The sequence below is a fragment of the Pseudomonas sp. 8BK genome, from assembly GCF_902506475.1.
GTDB lineage: Bacteria > Pseudomonadota > Gammaproteobacteria > Pseudomonadales > Pseudomonadaceae > Aquipseudomonas > Aquipseudomonas anguilliseptica.
Genome location: NZ_LR733252.1, coordinates 3,662,251 through 3,681,296, shown reverse-complemented (window position 1 = coordinate 3,681,296; position 19,046 = coordinate 3,662,251). Strand labels below are relative to the sequence as shown.

16 protein-coding genes are annotated in these 19,046 nt (G+C 62.3%); 3 read left to right on the top strand and 13 right to left on the bottom strand.

Annotation, left to right across the window (positions count from 1 at the left end; genetic code table 11):
* Positions 1-32: 32 nt before the first annotated feature.
* The 5 genes from ACIN8IBEIGE_RS17170 to metR form a co-directional block, all read right to left on the bottom strand.
* Positions 33-3,179 (bottom strand): efflux RND transporter permease subunit, encoded by a 3,147-nt coding sequence (locus ACIN8IBEIGE_RS17170; RefSeq protein WP_160015721.1) that lies wholly within the window; start codon positions 3,177-3,179, stop codon positions 33-35.
* A gap of 1 nt (position 3,180) precedes the next feature.
* Positions 3,181-4,263, bottom strand: coding sequence for an efflux RND transporter periplasmic adaptor subunit (locus ACIN8IBEIGE_RS17165; protein ID WP_160015720.1), 1,083 nt, complete (start codon positions 4,261-4,263; stop codon positions 3,181-3,183).
* Between the two features lie 5 nt (positions 4,264-4,268).
* Positions 4,269-4,925, bottom strand: coding sequence for a TetR/AcrR family transcriptional regulator (locus ACIN8IBEIGE_RS17160; RefSeq protein ID WP_160015719.1), 657 nt, complete (start codon positions 4,923-4,925; stop codon positions 4,269-4,271).
* A 108-nt stretch (positions 4,926-5,033) separates the two neighbouring features.
* The gene (locus ACIN8IBEIGE_RS17155; RefSeq protein WP_160015718.1) at positions 5,034-5,789 is read right to left on the bottom strand and encodes an ABC transporter substrate-binding protein; all 756 of its coding nucleotides are present in this window, start codon (positions 5,787-5,789) and stop codon (positions 5,034-5,036) included.
* Between the two features lie 36 nt (positions 5,790-5,825).
* Complete coding sequence (metR, locus tag ACIN8IBEIGE_RS17150) at positions 5,826-6,746, bottom strand: transcriptional regulator MetR (RefSeq protein ID WP_160015717.1); 921 nt, start codon at positions 6,744-6,746, stop codon at positions 5,826-5,828.
* A gap of 199 nt (positions 6,747-6,945) precedes the next feature.
* On the opposite strand from metR, the gene metE reads away from it, so the two are divergent.
* Positions 6,946-9,249, top strand: a complete 2,304-nt coding sequence (gene metE, locus ACIN8IBEIGE_RS17145) for a 5-methyltetrahydropteroyltriglutamate--homocysteine S-methyltransferase (RefSeq protein WP_160015716.1) — start codon at positions 6,946-6,948, stop codon at positions 9,247-9,249.
* 200 nt (positions 9,250-9,449) lie between these two features.
* Entirely contained in the window at positions 9,450-10,439 is a 990-nt protein-coding gene (locus ACIN8IBEIGE_RS17140; RefSeq protein WP_160015715.1) for an alpha/beta fold hydrolase, read from the top strand.
* Positions 10,440-10,454: 15 nt separating this feature from the next.
* On the opposite strand, the gene ACIN8IBEIGE_RS17135 is transcribed toward ACIN8IBEIGE_RS17140, so the two are convergent.
* The 8 genes from ACIN8IBEIGE_RS17135 to ACIN8IBEIGE_RS17100 form a co-directional block, all read right to left on the bottom strand.
* Complete coding sequence (locus tag ACIN8IBEIGE_RS17135) at positions 10,455-11,540, bottom strand: ABC transporter permease (protein WP_160015714.1); 1,086 nt, start codon at positions 11,538-11,540, stop codon at positions 10,455-10,457.
* Positions 11,537-12,502: an ABC transporter ATP-binding protein gene (locus ACIN8IBEIGE_RS17130; protein WP_218579708.1), complete on the bottom strand. Its 966-nt coding sequence runs from the start codon at positions 12,500-12,502 to the stop codon at positions 11,537-11,539. Before ACIN8IBEIGE_RS17130 ends, ACIN8IBEIGE_RS17135 begins: the two co-directional genes overlap by 4 nt.
* Complete coding sequence (locus ACIN8IBEIGE_RS17125) at positions 12,489-13,451, bottom strand: HlyD family secretion protein (protein WP_160015713.1); 963 nt, start codon at positions 13,449-13,451, stop codon at positions 12,489-12,491. The genes ACIN8IBEIGE_RS17130 and ACIN8IBEIGE_RS17125 overlap by 14 nt, the downstream gene beginning before the upstream one ends.
* Entirely contained in the window at positions 13,441-14,112 is a 672-nt protein-coding gene (locus tag ACIN8IBEIGE_RS17120) for a TetR/AcrR family transcriptional regulator (RefSeq protein WP_160015712.1), read from the bottom strand. The genes ACIN8IBEIGE_RS17125 and ACIN8IBEIGE_RS17120 overlap by 11 nt, the downstream gene beginning before the upstream one ends.
* A 121-nt stretch (positions 14,113-14,233) precedes the next feature.
* Positions 14,234-14,740: a DUF1993 family protein gene (locus ACIN8IBEIGE_RS17115; RefSeq protein WP_160015711.1), complete on the bottom strand. Its 507-nt coding sequence runs from the start codon at positions 14,738-14,740 to the stop codon at positions 14,234-14,236.
* A gap of 156 nt (positions 14,741-14,896) precedes the next feature.
* The gene (locus tag ACIN8IBEIGE_RS17110) at positions 14,897-15,367 is read right to left on the bottom strand and encodes a MaoC family dehydratase (RefSeq protein WP_090248421.1); all 471 of its coding nucleotides are present in this window, start codon (positions 15,365-15,367) and stop codon (positions 14,897-14,899) included.
* Positions 15,364-16,326 carry an alpha/beta hydrolase gene (locus ACIN8IBEIGE_RS17105; protein WP_160015710.1) on the bottom strand — a complete coding sequence of 321 codons (963 nt, stop codon included), beginning with the start codon at positions 16,324-16,326 and terminating at the stop codon, positions 15,364-15,366. The genes ACIN8IBEIGE_RS17110 and ACIN8IBEIGE_RS17105 overlap by 4 nt, the downstream gene beginning before the upstream one ends.
* 72 nt (positions 16,327-16,398) lie before the next feature.
* Positions 16,399-17,127, bottom strand: a complete 729-nt coding sequence (locus tag ACIN8IBEIGE_RS17100; protein ID WP_160015709.1) for an ABC transporter substrate-binding protein — start codon at positions 17,125-17,127, stop codon at positions 16,399-16,401.
* A 185-nt stretch (positions 17,128-17,312) separates the two neighbouring features.
* On the opposite strand from ACIN8IBEIGE_RS17100, the gene fadD2 reads away from it, so the two are divergent.
* On the top strand, positions 17,313-19,001 hold the full coding sequence (gene fadD2 / locus ACIN8IBEIGE_RS17095; RefSeq protein WP_160015708.1) for a long-chain-fatty-acid--CoA ligase FadD2: 1,689 nt from the start codon (positions 17,313-17,315) through the stop codon (positions 18,999-19,001).
* Positions 19,002-19,046: the final 45 nt, after the last annotated feature.

The following is a 19,046-nucleotide window of genomic DNA, read 5'->3' as shown; positions in this document are numbered from 1 at the left end:
CGCCCAGGCCATTGCTGACCTGGGCGAACAGCTTAGGGCGTGCGTTGCAGCTCGCTCTTGCCGGTGGCACTGGCCAGTAGATGTTCCGGTAAATCGAGCAGGTCGTCGTCGAAGGTTTCCAGTGGCGGCGGACGGCGCTCGAAACGCGAACCGAGCACCAGCAGGCAGGGGGTTAGTAGCAGGGTCAACACGGTGGCGAAGGTCAGGCCGCCGGCAATCGCGCTGGACAGCTGGGTCCACCATTGGGTCGACGGCGCACCAACGCCCAGGCTCGGGGTGAGCAGGTCGACGTTGACCCCGATCACCATCGGCACTAGGCCGAGCACCGTGGTCACGGCGGTCAGCAGTACCGGACGCAGACGCAGGCTGCCGGTTTCCAGCGCCGCTTCACGCGGCTCCAGACCCTGGCGGCGCAGCTGGTTGTAAGTGTCGATGAGGATGATGTTGTTGTTCACCACGATGCCCGCCAGGGCGATCAGGCCCATACCGACCATGACGATGCCGAACGACTGGCCGTTGACCAGCAGGCCCATCAGCACTCCGGCGGTGGACAGGACGATGGCCGAGAGCACCAGCAGCGACTGATAGATGCTGTTGAACTGGGTCACCAGGATGATAAACATCAGGAAGATCGCCACCGCAAAGGCTGTGCTGAGGAAGGTCGCGGCTTCACGCTGGTCGGCGTCCTCACCGACGAACTTCACCTGTACATCGCTGGGTATCTCGCCCATGGCCTTGCGCAAGGCTTGCAGGCGTTCGTCCAGACGCGCGCCTTCGGCGATGTCGGCCTGCAGAGTGATGGTGCGGTTGCCGTCGACCCGACGCAGGGTACCGACCTTCGGCGCCTGTTGCAGCGAGACGAAGTTGCTCAGCGGAATCTGCCCGGCCTGGGTATTCAGGGTCAGCCGGCCGAGCTGGTCGAGGGAGCGCCAGTTGGCCGGCAGGCGCACGCGGATATCCACCTCGTCGGTGGCGTCTTCCGGGCGGTAGGTGGCCAGTTTCAGGCCGTTGGTGACCATCTGCACGGCATTGCCCACGCTCAGCACGTCCGCACCGAAACGCGCGGCCGCCTCGCGGTCGACCTTGACCCGCCATTCGATGCCCGGCAGGGCGCGGTCATCCTCGATGTCCTTGAAGCCGCCTAGGCGCTGCATATTGGCGCGCACCTGTTCGATCAGCTGATCGGACTTGGCCTGGTCCAGCGAACTGACCTGCAATTTCACCGGTTTGCCGCTGCTCGGGCCTTCCTCCTGCTTGCGAAACTCCAGAACGATGCCCGGGATGTCGGCAGTACGGCTGCTCATGTCGGCGAGGATCTTGCCAGCCGAACGCCGTTCATGCCATTCGACGAACTGGAACTGCAGGGTGCCGATCACGTCCGCACCGAGCTGACCGTCCGGTTGCGCCAGGGAGCGGGCGTACAGCGCCTTGACCTCGCTCATGCCGAGCAGACGCTTCTCCACCTGCTGCAGCAGGGCGTCTTTCTCCTGCACCGATAGATCGCCACGGGCGCGCAGCCAGATCTGCGCGTTCTCCGGTTCCACTTCGGGGAAGAACTCCACGCCATGGTTGAAGCGGCCATAAGCGGTGTAGATCAGCGCAATCAGCGCGAGCATGCCCAGCAAGGTCAGGCCAGGGCGTTTCAGCAAGGTGCCGAGCAGGCGGCGATAACCGACGGCGCCACGGCCAGGCTGAGTGGCCTGTGGCAGGGGTTGGCCGCCAGTGACGGCGCCGAGCACCGGCAGAAACACCAGGGCCATGGCCAGCGAAGCGAGCAGGCAGACGATCACCGTGGCCGGCAGGTACTTCATAAACTGGCCGACTACACCGGGCCAGAACAGCAGCGGCAGAAACACCACCAGGGTGGTGGCGGTGGAGGCAATTACCGGCCAGGCCATCCGCGTGGCGGCATTGGCCCAGGCCTGGCGTGGTGTTTGTCCTTGATGCAGATAACGGTCGGCCAGCTCAGACACTACGATGGCGCCGTCCACCAGCATGCCGGCCACCAGAATCAGGCTGAACAGTACGACGATATTCAGGGTGAAGCCGAGCATCCAGATCAGCAGGATGCCGGTGAGAAACGCCCCTGGAATGGTCAGTCCGACTAATAGCGCCGAGCGCATGCCCATGCTCGCCACCACCAGAATCAACACCAGGACGATGGCGGTCATCACGTTGTTGAGCAGGTCGCTGAGCATGCTCTGCACCTGCTGCGACTGATCCATGATGTAGCTGACCTTGAGGCCTTCGGGCAGCAGCGGCTGGGCCTGGACCATCAGCGCCTTGACCTGCTCAATGGTGTCGATGATGTTGGCGCCGCTGCGTTTGGACACCTCCAGCACCACCGCTGGCTGGCCATTGATCCGTGCGTAACCGGTGGGATCTTTGAAGGTGCGGTGAATGGTGGCAACGTCGCCAAAGGTCACCACGCTGTCGCCGACCACCTTGATCGGCATGGACAGCACGTCTTCGAGGTTTTCGATCACCCCAGGCACTTTCATGCTCATGCGCCCGGCACCAGTGTCCAGGCTGCCAGCGGCGACCAGGCGGTTGTTGCGGCTGACCAGGTTGAACAGCTCGTTGTAATCGATGCCGTAGCTGTCGAGTACTTGCGGATCGACGACGATTTCCAGCAGGTCTTCGCGGTCGCCGCCGATTTCCACTGAAAGCACTTCGGCGATGCCTTCGAGGTTTTCCTTCAGGCGGCGGGCGATGTACACCAATTCGGTTTCGGCAATCGGCCCGGACAGGCCAATCGACAGCACCGGAAACAGCGCCACGTTGACTTCATTGACCGTGGGTTCCTCGGCCTCCTCCGGCAGCTTGCTGCGGGCGGTATCGACCTTCTCGCGCACATCGGCGAGGGCCAGTTTGGCGTTGAAGCCGGCATCGAACTCCAGGGTTACCGAGGCATGGCCTTCGCTGGCCATGGAGCTCATTTCCTTGACCCCTTCCAGGCTGCGCAGCTCCTGCTCCAGCGGGCGCACCAGCAGGCGTTCGGCGTCTTCCGGGCTGATGCCCTCGAGGGTTACCGAAACATAGATGATCGGGATGCTGACATCCGGGTTGGCTTCCTTGGGGATGGCGAAATACGCCGTCAGGCCACCGAGCATCAGAAACAGCAGCAACAACAGGCTGGTGCGGCTGCGATCCAGCGCCGCAGCGATCAGGCCATGCATATCAGCTCCCCCCTTTGGCCAGCTGGCTGATCACCTGCTGGCCTGGTTCGACAAAGCCCTGGCCGAGGGTGATCAAGGCGACCTTGTTGGGCAGGCCGCTGACCCAGGCGCCCTGGTTGTCGACGCTGATCAGCTGCACCGGAGTGAACTCCACCTGCTGCTGCCCGTTGACCCACTTGACGCCATGCCGACCGGCTTTATCCAGGCTCAGCAGGGCAGGCGACAGGCGATGGGCCAGGGCTTCGCCGGTCTGTACATGCAGGGTCGCGCTAGCACCCGCCAGGCGCAGGGCCTGCGGGTTATCGACCTTGACCTCGATACGGAAACTACGTGAACCCGGGTCGGCGGCAGCGGCGATAAAGTGCAGCTCCCCCTGCAGTTCGCGGCCGTCGAGCAATTCGACCTTAACCGGCTGACCGAGCTTGAGCTGGGTGACTTCCTGTTGGGCGATCTGCGCGCTGACCTTGAGCTGGCTGATGTCCACCAGGGTCAGCAGGCTTTGCCCGGGCTGAACGAAATCACCTAGTTCGACCATGCGTTGGTCATACACCCCGGCAAACGGCGCACTGATCCGTGTGTTGCGCAGCTGCAGGCGAGCGCTGTCGAGCTCAGCGCGCGCCTTGGCCAGCTCGCTTTCCAGGCGCAGCAACTCGTTGGCCGAGATCAGGCTGCGTTCGCGCAGACGTTTGGCTGCACTCACGTCGCTTTCGCGCTGACGCACGTCGGCCTCGCTGCGCGCCACCTGGGCTGGGCGATCATCGGCTGACAGGCTCAGCAGCAGTTGCTCGGCGTCGACGCGGTTGCCCTTGTCCTGATCCAGACGCGTCACCGTGCCGCTGATCTGCGAACGCAATTCGACCCGGCGCCAGGCCTCAATCTGCCCCTGTACCACATGCTGGCGCTGCATCGGGCTGGCTTCCAGCCACTGCACTTCAACCTTGGTCAGACCCTTTTCCTCGGCAGGCGCATCGGCGGTGGCGGTTTCCTGGGCCTTGAACAGCGAGCCGCTGAACAGCCAGAGCACGAGCAGCAGACTGATGGCGACGGCGATCAACCAGGGGCGTTTGGACAACTGACTGAACATGGTGGTTACTCGTGGCGATAGGGTTGAGCAAGCAAGTCGGCTGCCTGGGTGCGCAGGCCGGCAATGATGAAATCGGTGACGCGGGCGAAATACTCCTCCAGGGCTATCGGCTCGGCCCAGTGGGCAAAACCACCGGAGGCGATACGCGCCATCACCCCGTTGACGCAGGCTTCAACGCCCCACAACAGGTTCTGGCAGTCGCTCTGGCTCAGCGCCTGGTTGTTCAGGGCCACGCCGAGCATGTCGCCGAAGAACAGCTGGTACTCGTGCTCCATATCGAGGAACTGCTGGCGGTACGGGGCTTCCAGGCGCTCCTGAAACTCCGGGCGGTCGCAGTGCAAGCACAGCTGCGCCTGAATCGGGTTGTTCAGCATCTGCTCGAAGGCGCGACGAATGACCCTGCGCATGGCGTCCTGTGCCGGGCTGGCGGCATGCAGTTCGCGCAGCTCCAGCAGGTTGGCGCGGCTGAGGTCGAGTACCAGGCGCGCATACAGCGCTTCCTTGCTGGGGAAATGCTTGTACACCGTGCCTTTGCCGATGCCAGCGGCGAGCGCCACTTCGGCAATGGTCACGCGGTCCCAGGGCTGCTCGGCAAATAGCTGGCGGGCGGCGTCGAGGAGGGCATTCTCGCGTTGTTCGAACAGCTGATCTTGGTAGCGCATGGGCAGTTATCGGAGGTTGTGACCAGTGGTCATGTTATGACTGTTGGTCACGATCAGGCAAGCCGGCAGTTGTAACAGGCTTTGCCGTGGCTTGATGCGAAAGGGCGATCAGGGGGCGTTGAACTGCTGCCAGAGTTGCGCGTAACGGCCGCTGTCCTTGAGTTCTTGCAGGCCCTGATCGAAGAGTTGCTGCAGGCGTTCGCTCTCAGGCAATTGGCGGGAGAAGATCAGGTGGTAGTCCCAGGTTTCATAGATTTGCGTAGTGGTCAGGCGCGCCCGCTCCTTGGCGCTGAGCTGGCTGAGCACATGGCTGCCCGAGCCTTTGACGATGTCCACCGCATCGATGCGCCCGGCGGCCAGCTTGCGCAGGTTGATCAGTTCATCACCGCTGGCTTCGTACTGCACCCAGCCGCGCTGTTCGGCTTGTTCCAGCACTGGCATCTTCGCCGAACCGAGCGGAATGCCAATGCGCAGGCCGTTGAGCTGCTCGGCCCCGGTCAGACTGCCGTCCCAGTTGATGGGGTTGTCGCGGCGGTAGAACAGCACCACTTCATCGCGATACACCACGGCGGAAAACAGGCAGTCGGCCTCGCGTTCTGGCGTGCGGCCCCAGATGGCTGAGGTTTGCCAGCGACCCTGCTTGACCTCGGTGTAGGCGCGCTTCCAAGGGAAGAAACCGTATTCCACGCTGACGCCCTGGGTGGCAAAGGCTTCATTGATCAGCTGCGGCACCACACCATAGTGCGGCAGCGCCTCACCGATAAAGGGCGGCCATTCGCCGATGGCGATGCGAATCTGTTCCTGGCTCTGTGCCGGCTGGCAGAGGCCGGCACAGAGCAGCAGAGCGGTGAGCCAACGGCGCATGCAGTGCTCGATATTCAGGCGGCGGATTACCCAAGCTTAGCTGCGTGCCACGCTAACGCCTTCCAGATTGGCGAAAGAGGTGTCCTTGGCGGTCAGCAGGAAGTCGCGCATAAACGGCGCGTCGAGCATATCGGTGCGGATGCCGGCATACAGGGTGGCGAACAGGCCTTTCTCGCCCAGGCGTTTGGCAGTCACGTAGCCGCGCGAGCTGTACTCATGCAGCGCCCAGTTGGGCAGGCCGCAGACGCCACGGCCGCTGGCCACCAGTTGCATCATCATTACCGTCAGCTCGGAGGTGCGCACCTGGGCGGGTTCGACATCAGCCGGTTCGAGAAAACGGGTGAAGATATCCAGTCGGTCGCGTTCCACCGGGTAGGTGATCAGGGTTTCCGTGGCCAGATCCTGCGGCTTGATGCACGGTTTGCTCGCCAGCGGATGCTGGTTGGCCACGGCGAGCATGGCTTCGTAGGTAAACAACGGCACATAGGTGATACCGGCCAGCTCCAATGGGTCGCTGGTCACCACCAGGTCCAGATCACCGCGCGCCAGCGCCGGCAGCGGGGCGAAGGAGAAGCCCGAGGCCAGGTCCAGTTCCACTTCCGGCCAGGCATCGCGGAATTGGTCGATGGTCGGCATCAGCCACTGGAAGCAGCTGTGGCACTCGATGGCCATGTGCAGGCGTCCAGCCGTGCCGCCGGCCAGGCGCGCCAGGTCGCGTTCGGCGCTGCGCAGCAGCGGCAATACCGTGTCGGACAGCTGCAGCAGGCGCAGACCGGCGCTGGTAAAGCGCACCGGCTTGGTTTTGCGCACGAACAGCGGCATGCCCAGGCGCTCCTCCAGCTCCTTGAACTGATGCGACAGCGCCGATTGCGTCAGGTGCAGGCGCTCGGCGGCATCCACCAGGCTTTCACTTTCGCGCAGGGCGTGCAGGGTTTTCAGGTGGCGCAATTCGAGCATGGCGGGCCTCGGCGGGAGGGTAGGGTGGATGACGCTGTTTTCATCCACCATTGGCAAGCACCGGTGGTGGTAGATGGATGAAGCGTCATCCACCCTACATGAATAAAATTATAGATCAAGACGAATAAATTGAGTTTGTCTCACGTAGGAGGCTTGTCGAGAATGGCGTCATCTTATTGATCTGCTGGAGCGTTTTGACATGGCCTTGTCTCATTCCCTGGGTTTTCCCCGTATCGGTCGCGACCGTGAACTGAAAAAAGCCCTGGAGGCCTACTGGAAAGGCGAGCTGGACGAGGCTGGCCTGCAAGCGGTGGGGCGCGAGTTGCGTGCGGCCCACTGGCAACTGCAGAAAGACGCAGGTATCGACCTGCTGCCGGTCGGCGACTTCGCCTGGTACGACCAGGTGCTCAGCCACTCGCTGACGTTCGGCGTGATCCCTGAGCGTTTCCGCCCGCATACCGGCAAGCCGACCCTGGATACCCTGTTTGCCATGGCGCGTGGTGCCGTTGCAGACAAGAGCAGCAACAGCTGTTGTGGCGGTGCTCACGCCCAAGAGATGACCAAGTGGTTCGACACCAACTACCACTACCTGGTCCCCGAATTTACCGCCGATCAGCAGTTCCAGCTGAGCTGGGAACAACTGTTCGAGGAAGTCGAAGAAGCCCACGCCCTGGGCCACCGGGTCAAACCGGTGCTGATCGGCCCGCTGACCTACTTGTGGCTGGGCAAATCCAAGGGCAGCGAGTTTGATCGTCTCGACTTGCTGGAGCGGCTGCTGCCGGTCTACGGTGAAATCCTCCAGCGCCTGGTTGCTCAAGGCGTGGAATGGGTGCAGATCGACGAGCCGATTCTGGTGCTGGATCTGCCGCAAGCCTGGAAGAATGCCTTCGAGCGTGCCTACAACCTGCTGCAGCGCGAGCCAGGCAAGAAGCTGATCGCCACCTATTTTGCCGGCCTGGAGGACAACCTCGGTCTGGCCGCCAGCCTGCCGGTGGATGGCCTGCATATCGACCTGGTGCGTGCGCCCGAGCAGTTCCCCACCATCCTCGACCGCCTGCCGGCCTATAAGGTGTTGTCGCTGGGTGTGGTCAACGGCCGCAACGTCTGGCGCACCGATCTGCAGCAGGCCCTGACGGTTCTGCAGCAGGCTCAGGAACGTTTGGGCGAACGTCTGTGGGTCGCGCCAAGCTGCTCGCTGCTGCACAGCCCGGTCGACCTGAACCGTGAGGACAAGCTGGATGATGAGCTGAAAAGCTGGCTGGCCTTTGCCGTACAGAAGTGTGAAGAAGTGGCGCTGCTGACCACGGCCCTGAATGCCCCGCAGGAGGCTCAGGTGCAGGCCGCGCTGGCGGTAAGCCGAGCCGTGCAGGCCAGCCGAGCGCAGTCACCACGTATCCACAAACCAGCGGTGCAGGCCCGTTTGGCGGCCATTACCGCTGCCGACAGCCAGCGCCAGTCGCCATTTGCCACGCGCATTGAGCAGCAGCGTGCACGGCTGCAGTTACCGGCCTTGCCGACCACGACCATCGGCTCGTTCCCGCAGACTGCGTCGATCCGCCTGGCGCGTCAGGCGTTCAAGGCTGGCAAGCTGTCGGCGGGGGAGTACACCGAGGTCATGCACAGCGAAATCCGTCATGCCGTAGAGGTGCAGGAAAACCTCGGTCTGGATGTGCTGGTGCACGGCGAGGCCGAGCGCAACGACATGGTCGAGTACTTCGCCGAGCAACTCGACGGCTATGCCTTCACCCGTTTCGGTTGGGTACAGAGCTATGGCTCACGTTGCGTCAAACCGGCGGTGATCTACGGCGACCTGAGTCGGCCCAAGGCCATGAGCGTGAGCTGGATCGGTTATGCGCAAACCCTCACCCGTAAGGTGATGAAGGGCATGCTGACCGGCCCGGTGACCATGCTGATGTGGTCCTTCCCGCGTGATGATATTCCCCGCGAGCAGCAGGCACGCCAGCTGGCGCTGGCCATTCGTGACGAGGTGGTGGATCTGGAAACAGCCGGGATCAAGATCATCCAGATCGACGAAGCTGCCTTCCGTGAAGGCCTGCCGCTGCGTCAGGCGCAGTGGCAGGGCTACCTGGACTGGGCCACCGAAGCGTTCCGCCTGTGCGCCTCGGGCGTGCGTGATGAAACGCAGATCCACACCCATATGTGCTACAGCGAGTTCAACGATGTGATCGAGTCCATCGCCGCCATGGATGCCGACGTGATCACCATCGAAACCTCGCGTTCGGGCATGGAACTGCTGGAAGCCTTCGAGCGCTTCGACTACCCCAACGACATCGGCCCCGGCGTGTATGACATCCACTCGCCACGGGTGCCGGGCAGCAGCGAGATGGTCAAGTTGCTGCGCAAGGCCGCGCAGCGTATTCCCGCCGAGCGGCTGTGGGTCAACCCGGACTGCGGCCTGAAAACCCGCGCCTGGCCGGAGACCGAAGCGGCGTTGATCAATATGGTGGCGGCGGCTCGTCAGCTGCGTAGCGAACTGGCCTGATCCGCGGCCAGTTGCGGCTAAAGCCCCTGCCATGGCCCTGATCGGCTGTGGTGGGGGCTTGGTTTTGCTGGCAGCAAAAATACCGCTCGTCCTCCTTCATCAAATTGTCACGCTTGTGTGGCAGCGCGCTCGTACAAACATCATCACACTCGCGTCTTAATGGGGGGCTGCGTTCTGCTGTCCCATGGCTGGGTGACGCCATGCGTAATTTGATTGTTCTCGTCGCACTGCTGTGCGGCCTGCCGGCTTTTGCCGCACAACCTTGCAGTGTTCAGGTGCCAACGCTTACCGCGGAGGTCGGCGATGTGCGCCTGGCTTACCAGAGTATCGGGCGTGACACGGACCCGGCGTTGCTGCTGGTGATGGGCCTGGGTGGCCAGTTGATCCACTGGCCGGATGAGGTGGTCGAGCGCCTGTGCCAGCAGGGTTTTCGGGTGATCCGCTTCGATAACCGCGATGTCGGCTTGAGCAATTGGGTCGCTACGGCACCGGCAATCAACCTGACCTATGAAGCGCTGCGCTATCGCCTGGGACTGTCGGTAGCGGCGCCTTACGGCCTGCGCGGCATGGCTCGCGATGCTCTGGGGTTGCTGGATAGCCTAAAGATCGAGCGCGCGCATGTGCTGGGCGCCAGCATGGGCGGAATGATTGCCCAGCATATGGCCGACCTTGCACCTGAACGGGTGCAGAGTCTGACTTTGATCATGACCAGCTCCGGTGCCCAGGGGCTGCCGGCCCCGAGCAGCGAACTGCTGAGCCTGCTGGCCAAACGTGAAGCGCCCAACCGCGCGATAGCCCTGGAGCAGCAGGCCGACCTGCTGGCCGCGTTGGGCAGCCCGACGGTCAGTGATGACCGGCAGCTACTGCTGCAACAGGCGCAGGTTGCCTACGACCGGGCGTTCAACCCGGAAGGCGTGCAGCGTCAGTTGCTGGCCATTCTCGCCGAACCGAGCCGGGTCGAACTGCTCAACCGCTTGCAGGTGCCGACGCTGGTGGTGCACGGCACGGCGGACCCATTGCTGCCGGTGATGCACGGTGTGCATGTGGCGGCGCATATCAAAGGCAGTGAGCTGCGCCTGATTCCGGGGCTGGCCCATCGCTTTCAGGATGCGTTCAAGGAACCGTTGCTAGCCGCAGTGCTGCCGCACCTGCAGGCCCATCGTGCGGATGGGCAGTGGGCGCGTCTGTAGTGATACGGCAGGTATTCAGTCAAGGCGTTTGCGCACGCGGGTCACGGCGAGACTGAGGGTCAGCAGGGTAAACAACAGCAACGCTGCCAGCGCCGGCCACAGCTCGTTCAGACTGGCACCGCGCAGCATGATGCCGCGCACCAGACGCAGAAAGTGCGTCAACGGCAATAGCTCCGCCAGCCATTGAGCGAGCTTCGGCATGCCGGCAAACGGGAACATAAAACCGGACAGCAATATCTGCGGCAGAAACGTGAAGAAGGCCATCTGCATGGCCTGAAACTGACTGCGGGCCAGGGTCGATACCAGCACGCCGAGCGCCAGGCTGGCGCAGATAAACACCAGTATCGCCATATACAACTCACCCAGTGAACCGCGCAGGGGAACGGCAAACAGCAGTTTTCCCAGAAGCAGCACCAGGCTGGCCTGCAGCAAGCCGATAGCGACAAATGGCAATACCTTGCCCAGGGTCAGCTCCCAGGGCGACATGGGCGTGGTGATGAGCATTTCCATGTTGCCACGCTCACGCTCGCGTACCAGAGCAATGGCCGTGAACATCACCATGGTCATGGTCAGAATCACGCCGATCAGCCCCGGCACCGTATTGATTGGTGCAAGGCGTTGCGGGTTATACAGGTTGAGCACTTCGATGCTGTTCACGTCATTACGTACGCGGCCGGGAAGCGGGAAGGCTGCCAGCTGGCGCGCCGCTGATTGCACCACCTGATCGGAACCATCCACCACGATCTGCAGGGCCGGGCGATCGGCCTGCTCCAGACGCCTCTCGAAATCCCTCGGCAGCACCAGCGCGAGGTTGATCTTGCCTTGGCGCAGCAGTTCTTGCAGCTGCGCTGGGGAGCTTAATGAATAACGCAGGTTGAGCACCTGGCTGGCGCCCATTGCGGCCACCAGTTCGCGCGAGCGGGCGGTGTTCGACTGATCCAGAACTGCGGCATCGAGGTTGCGCACATCCATGTTGATGGCATAACCGAAGAGCACCAACTGCAGGGTGGGGATGCCGATAATCATGGCAAAGGTCAGGCGGTCGCGACGCAGCTGACGCAGTTCCTTGAGGACGATGGCGGCCAGGCGGCGCAGGTTCATACTGGGTGGTCTGCTGTAGGTTGAATGGCGTGAAGAGGGCGCTGAGTGACACTGACAAACACGTCCTCAAGGTTCGCCGCTGCCGCTGCGATCCTGGCCGGGATACCGGCAGTCTTGAGGTGGGCAGCTATCTGTTCGGCGGGTTCGCCGGCAGTGCTGGCCATCAGCACGCGCAGGGTGTTGCCAACCTGAGTCAGGGCCAGCACCCCAGATAGGCTGTGCAGGGCTTGCTGTGCCAGGCGTGGCTGAGGGCATTCAACCAACAGGGGATGGCCGGGCAGGTTGGCCATCAGCTCACTGGGGCTGCCGTCGGCAACCAGGCGACCGCGATCGAGAATACCCAGGCGGGTGCAGCGCTCGGCCTCGTCCATGTAGTGAGTGGACACCAGCAGGGTGGTGCCAGCATCGGCCAGCTCGAACAGCGAGTCCCAGAACTCGCGGCGTGACTGCGGGTCGACCGCACTGGTCGGTTCATCCAACAACAGCAAGTCGGGTTTGTGCAGCACCGCCCCTGCCAGCGCCAAACGCTGTTTCTGCCCGCCACTCAGGGTGCCGGCGAGTTGCTTGCGCCGGTCGCCGAGCCAGTAGCGCTGCAACAGTTCGTCGATCCGCTGGCGGGCCTGACGCCGGTTAAGGCCCTGAATAGCGGCAAGGAACTCCAGGTTTTCGCTGATGCTCAGGTCTTCATACAGTGAGAACTTCTGCGTCATATAGCCAATACGTCGTTTCAGCGCTTCGGCATCACGGGGAATCTGGCTGCCCAGTACCTCGATACGGCCCGCGCTGGGCAGCAGCAGGCCACAGAGCATGCGAATGGTGGTGGATTTGCCGCAGCCATTCGGGCCGAGAAAACCGAAGACTTCGGCACGACGCACGCTGAGGTTGAGCTGATCGACGGCCAGCAGCTCACCGAAGCGTTTGCTCAGGCCTTCGGCGCGAATGACCAGATCATTCCCCTGCATGGTCAATACGCTCGGCGTGCAGTGGCAGTCCGGCGGGCAGCTGCCGCGCCGCATCGCCTTCGAGGACGGCCTCGGCGCGGTAGCTGAGGCGACTGGCATCATCACCGACCAGGGCATAGTAGGGGGTGAAGCTGGCCTCACTGGCAATGCTGCGGATGCGCGCGACGAAGGGGTCGGCGATGCCTTCGACCTGCACCCGCAGCCGATCACCAATGGCCAGCCCGGCCCGTTGTGACGCCGGTATAAACAAGCGCGCATAGGGCGCTTGACCGCCCAGCAGGCTGACCAATGTGGCGCCGACCGGCGGCTGGTCACCCGGTTTGAAGGGCAGAGCATCGACGCGACCGGCATGCGGAGCATGCAGGCTCAGGCGTTCAAGGTTGAGCTGCTGCTGTTGCAGTACCGCGCGGGCGGCGGCCAGTGCGGCGCTGGCCTGTTCCAGTTGTTCCACACGGGCACCGGCAGTCAGTTCATCCAATTGTGCGCGGGCGTTGTTCAGTTCGGCTCGGGCACTATCCCGGTTGGCGCGGGCCTGATCCAGCTCGGCATTGGCGGCCATGCCACGCCTTTGCAGGGCGGCGATGCGCTGAAAGCTGCGTTCGCTCTCGATCAGTTGTGCTTGGTTACGCGCCATCACGGCCTGCGCGGCTTCGATGTTTTCCAGGCGAGCACCGTTGCTTAGTTCACGCCAGCGTGCGTTGGCCTGTTCGACCTCTGCCTGCGCCTGCGCCACACGGGCCTGTTGCCGGTGTGGGTCGAGCTCGAGCAGCAGATCCCCTGTTGCGACCTGATCCCCTTCAGCCACTGCCCAGCGCAGAACCGGTTCTGAGGCTTCGGCCGGCAAGGCAATGCGATCCCATTCCAGGGTACCTGGCAGGCTGTCGAGCGTTTGCGGGCCGCAACCTGAGCACAGCAGGGCAACTGCCAGTAGCAGGTGTCTAGCGTTCATAGGGGTTCTCCAGGCCGTGTTCGAGCAGGGCGATGGTGTGACGGGCCAAGGCGTCATCATCCAGCTCGGCAGCGGGGAAAAAGCCGCGCCAGATCGGTGCGGCTGCATAGGGGAATAGGGTCAGGCCGATCAGCGAAACCACCAGCAAACGCGGATCGAGGTCAGGGTTGAGGGCCCCACGTTGCTGGGCCGCCGTGAAGCGCGCGGCAAGCATGTGCGGGAGCATGGGGGCAAGGCGGCTCATCAGCAAATCACGTAAACCGCCGCCTTCGCACAGCACCTCGCGCACCCACAGGGGAGGGAGCCAGGGGTGCTGCGCGACGATTCCGCGCATGCCCTGGATAAATCCGCGGACAAGTTCGATGGGCTCATCGCCGGTCTGCCGCAGGTTTTGTCCCAACCCCATCAGTAATGGCAACAGCCGTTCTTCAACCACCGCTACGAGCAGTTTCTCCTTGTTACCGAAGTAGTAATTCACCAGTGCTGGGGTTACGCCGGCGGCACTGGCAATGGCCCGCAGGCTGCTGTTGGCGATGCCCTGGTGGGAAAACGCGTGGAGTGCAGCATCCAGCAGGCATTCGCGCTGGGCGATGGACTCGCCGGCTGGGCGGCCGGGGGCGCGGGGTGTGGTCTGTGAGAGAGAGCGGTCTGAGTTCGTCATAAATTGAATTTAAATTTAAATTTAATTAAATGACAAAAGCGATTTTGTAACGGCCTTCGGTGTGTGTGGAGGGGGGATAGCAAGCCCAGCGGACAATTCATGTGTCCGCTGGGCTAACGGGCTAGCGCGTGCCGAGGAAGTCGCGCTTGCCGAGGTTGACACCGTTGTGGCGCAGGATGGCGTAGGCGGTGGTGTAGTGGAAATAGAAGTTCGGCATGACGTGGTCGAGCAGGAAGGCCTGGCCCTGGAACTGGGTCTCCTTGTCGCGACGCTTGAGGACTACGGTGCGCGCTTCGCTGCCGTCGATCTGCGCAGCGTCGAGGCTGTGCAGGAATTCCAGGGTCTTGCTGATACGTGCCTGCAGCTCGGCAAAGCTGGTTTCATCGTCGGCATGGCTCGGTGCGTCGACACCCGCCAGCAGAGCCGCGCCGGCCTTGGCGCCGTCACAGGCGATCTGCACCTGGCGGCTCAGTGGGAACATATCGGGGGCCAGGCGCGCGTTGAGAAATACGCTCTGCTCGATCTTCTTCTCTTCGGCGTGGGTGGCGGCGAGGCCGAGGATGGTCGAGAGGTTGTTCAGCTGGCGGGTGAAGACCGGGATGGATGCTTGGTACATGGACAGGGACATGGATATCTCCAGAAACGCCGATGCAGAGTGCCTTGGGCGCGGATAAGTAGAAGGGCTGAGCACCGTCTCAGCTGTGGCGGTGCTCGTGGGCTTACAGCTTAGAAGCGGATCAGGTTGTTGCTGCGCCGTCTCGCGCAGCCGATCCGCAGCAGGTTGTTAGCCGATGGTGATAGGCGGCAGCTGAGTCAGCTCAACAGTCTGCGCCTTGCGTGGGGCGAGAATTTCCGCTTCGCCATCGACCACCAGCTCATCGTTCTGGTTGAACACGCGGGTGGCTACACGCACGCGGAATTTTGGCAGTTTCTCCAGGATTTCCAGGCGCACGGTGAGGGTGTCACCGAGTTTCACCGGCGCGGTGAAGCGCATGCTCTGGCCGATGTAGATGGTGCCTGGGCCAGGCAGTTCGCAGGCCACGGCGGCGCTGATCAATGCACCGCTGAACATGCCGTGGGCGATACGCTCCTTGAACATGGTGGTGGCGGCGTATTCGGCATCCAGGTGCACCGGGTTGTGGTCGCCGGAGACTTCGGCAAACAGCTGGATATCGCGTTCGCTGACGGTCTTGCTGTAGCTGGCGGTCTGGCCGACTTCGAGGGCGTCGTAGGGCGTGTTGCTGCTCTGGGTCATGGGTGACTCTCTTGGCTCTGTTGGTGGCACTGGCGCGGTTGGCTGAGGGCCTGTTGCAACCAGTCGATGATGTAGGCGGTGACTTCGTCGCGGTTGCTCTCGTTGAGCAGCTCATGACGCGCGTCGGGATAGAGTTTGACCTGTACGTGCTGGTTGCCGGCGGCGCTCAGAGCATTGCCCAGGTCCTGCTGACGACGGCCGTCGCTGACCGGGTCACAGGCGCCGCCAATCACCAGCAGCGGCAGGCTGCTGTCGATCTGTGCAAGATTTTCCAGCGGGGTGATCTGTTGCAGCCCGCCGAGCAGGTCGACCCACAGCTGATTGCTGCAGCGGAAGCCGCACAGTGGATCGTTGATGTACTTGTCGACTTCCTGTGGGTCGCGGCTCAGCCAGTCGAAAGCGGTGCGGTTGGGCTTGAAGGCTTTGTTAAATGAGCCGAATGAAGCGAATTCGAGCAGGGCGCTGTAAGCCTGCGGGCCTTGCCGCCAGCGTTCGAAACGCGCTAGCAACTGGCCGGCGCGGTACAGCGCCACGGGCTGATAGTTGGAACCGGAAAGAATTGCGCCCTGCAGACTGCAGCTGTGTTGCATCAGGTAGGCCTGGCCGATGTAGCTGCCCATGCTGTGGCCGAGCAGGAAAATCGGCGTTTGCGGGTGAGTCTGGCGCATATGGTGGTTGAGGTTGGCCAGGTCATTGACCACCAGCTCCCAGCCCTTGCTGTCGGCATAGTGGCCGAGCAGGCCGTGCTCGGCGGTTTTGCCATGCCCGCGTTGGTCGTGCGCGTAGACCTCGAAACCCTCCGCCACCAGTGCTTCGGCCAGGCGTGCATAACGCCCGCTGTGTTCGGCCATACCGTGGGCGACCATCAGCAGCGCTTTTGGCGGCTGCTCGGCATACCAGCGGTTGACAAATAGGGGCGCTGCATCGGTGCTGTTAAGCCAGAACGCTTGGTGGAGCATGGCGAATCCCTTAAGCCTGCAGAAGCTGCGCATTGTGCACCCCGCGCGGCGCGGCGCAAAGTCCGTGCGAGGTCAAGGGTTATGGCTGCGCAATATCTGCATATATTCGCCGCTGCTGTGCAGATCGCGCAGGCCCTGTTCAAACACGACACTCCAGTCCAGCTCGCCGGGCTTTGCGGGAACAAAGCCAACCAGCAGCGGGATGCGCTCCAGCACATTGCCGTGCCAGCTGAGCTTGCCGCGCAGCTGCTCATCGTTGGCGATCAGGTGATTACCGACGATACGCTCCAGTAGCACCATGTCGAAACGCCGGGCATTGAGCTTGCGCAGGTTGCTGATGTCGTCCACGGCGTCTTCGAGGGTCAGCCCGGCATCGAGAATATGCTGCGGGTAGCCGTAGCCACGCACGATGCCCAGAGTGCGCCCGCGTAACTCCTGCAGCTGGCTGAACTGCAGCGGATAGCCGTTGCGAATAAACAGGCCCAGTTCGCTATAAAACAGCGGGCGCGAGGGCTGCAGGCCTTCTTCTTTCACTTCCTTGGGCCACAGCGCCAGGGCGCCCTGGTAGTTGCCATTACTCAGCTCCATGCGTACCCGCGCCCAGGGCAGAAAATCAATCTGCACCGGGTAGCCGCGCACGGCAAAGGCGCGGCGGGTCAGGGCGACGATGCTGCCGCCATTGGGCAGCTGTTCAGAGCTGTAAGGAGGGTATTCCAGGGTGGCCATACGCAGTTGCGGCTGGGCCTGCGCGAATTGCGCAAAGAGAAACAGCAGGATTACAGCGAACAGAATGATAGGCATGGTGAGTCGCAAGTGCAGGGGGCAGATTGGTTATAGGTGGCGCGGCAGGATAGTTCCACACGGAGCAGCAAGATTCAGTGCGTCAATGACGCTGCCCGGCTATTTGCCTGTATGGCGTTAGCTGTTAACGTCCAGCCAACTCCGCAGCGCGGATCAGACCATCTCAGGGCAAGAGGATAAAAATAATGCAGCCTGATTTCTGGAGCGACAAACGCCCGGCCGGCGTACCCACTGACATCGACCTGGGGGCTTACAAGTCGGTTATCGAGGTGTTCGAGCGCTCGTGCAAGAAGTTCGCAGACCGGCCCGCTTTCAGTAACCTGGGTGTAACCCTGACCTATGCCGAGCTTGATCGGCTCTCGGCGGCCTTTGCCGCCTACCTGCAAAAGCACACCGATCTACAGCCGGGCGAGCGCATCGCCGTGCAGATGCCCAACGTGCTGCAGTACCCGATTGCCGTGTTCGGCGCGATGCGTGCCGGGCTGATTGTGGTCAACACCAACCCGTTGTACACCGCCCGCGAGATGCGTCACCAGTTCAAGGATGCCGGCGTGCGTGCGCTGGTGTACCTGAACATGTTCGGCAAGCTGGTGCAGGATGTACTGCCGGATACCGAGATCGATTATCTGATCGAGGCCAAGATGGGTGACCTGCTGCCAAGCCTCAAGGGCTGGTTGGTCAACACTGTGGTGAAGAAGGTCAAGAAGATGGTTCCTGACTACCACCTGCCGCAGGCGGTGGGCTTCAAGGATGCACTCAAGCAGGGCCAGGGCCATGCGCTGAAGCCGGTCAAGGTCGGCCAGGAAGACATCGCCGTGCTGCAATACACCGGCGGCACCACCGGTGTGGCCAAGGGCGCGATGCTTACCCACGGCAACCTGGTGGCCAATATGCTGCAAGTCGATGCCTGTCTGTCGCAGCTGGGCAACGATGGCACCCCGCTGATGAAGCAGGGCCAGGAAATCATGATTGCGCCGCTGCCGCTCTACCATATCTATGCCTTCACCGCGAACTGCATGTGCATGATGGTTAACGGCAACCACAACGTGCTGATCACCAACCCGCGTGACATCCCAGGCTTCGTCAAGGAGCTGGGCAAGTGGCAGTTCTCTGCCTTGCTGGGCCTCAATACCCTGTTCGTCGCGCTGATGGATAACCCCGAGTTCAAAAACCTCGACTTCTCCAAACTCAAGGTCACCAACTCCGGCGGCACCGCTTTGGTCAAGGCCACCGCCGAGCGCTGGCAGGCGATGACCGGTTGCACCGTAGTCGAAGGTTATGGCCTGACCGAAACCTCGCCAGTGGCCAGTACCAACCCTTATGGCGATAAAGCGCGTCTGGGCACGGTGGGCATTCCGGTGCCGGGTACGGCGTTCAAGGTCATTGATGATGATGGTGTTGAACAACCGCTGGGCGAGCGTGGCGAGCTGTGCATCAAGGGCCCGCAGGTAATGAAGGGCTATTGGAACCGTGAAGAGGCTACCGCCGAGGTGCTGGACGCCGAGGGCTGGTTCAAGAGTGGTGATGTGGCGGTGATCGATCCGGATGGCTTCGTGCGCATCGTCGATCGCAAGAAGGACATGATCATCGTCTCGGGCTTCAACGTGTACCCCAACGAAATCGAAGATGTGGTCATGGCTCACCCGAAAGTCGCCAGTTGCGCGGCCATCGGTGTGCCGGACGAGAAGTCTGGGGAAGTGGTCAAACTGTTTGTGGTGGCTCGCGACAGCAGCCTCAATGCCGATGAACTGAAGGCCTACTGCAAGGAAAACTTCACCGGCTACAAGGTGCCCAAGCAGATCGTTTTCCGTGATTCGCTGCCGATGACCCCGGTCGGCAAGATTCTCCGTCGCGAGCTGCGCGATATCGCTTGATCGTTTCAAGGCCGTGACTGTTTCAGCGCATACCGCAGTGGCAAT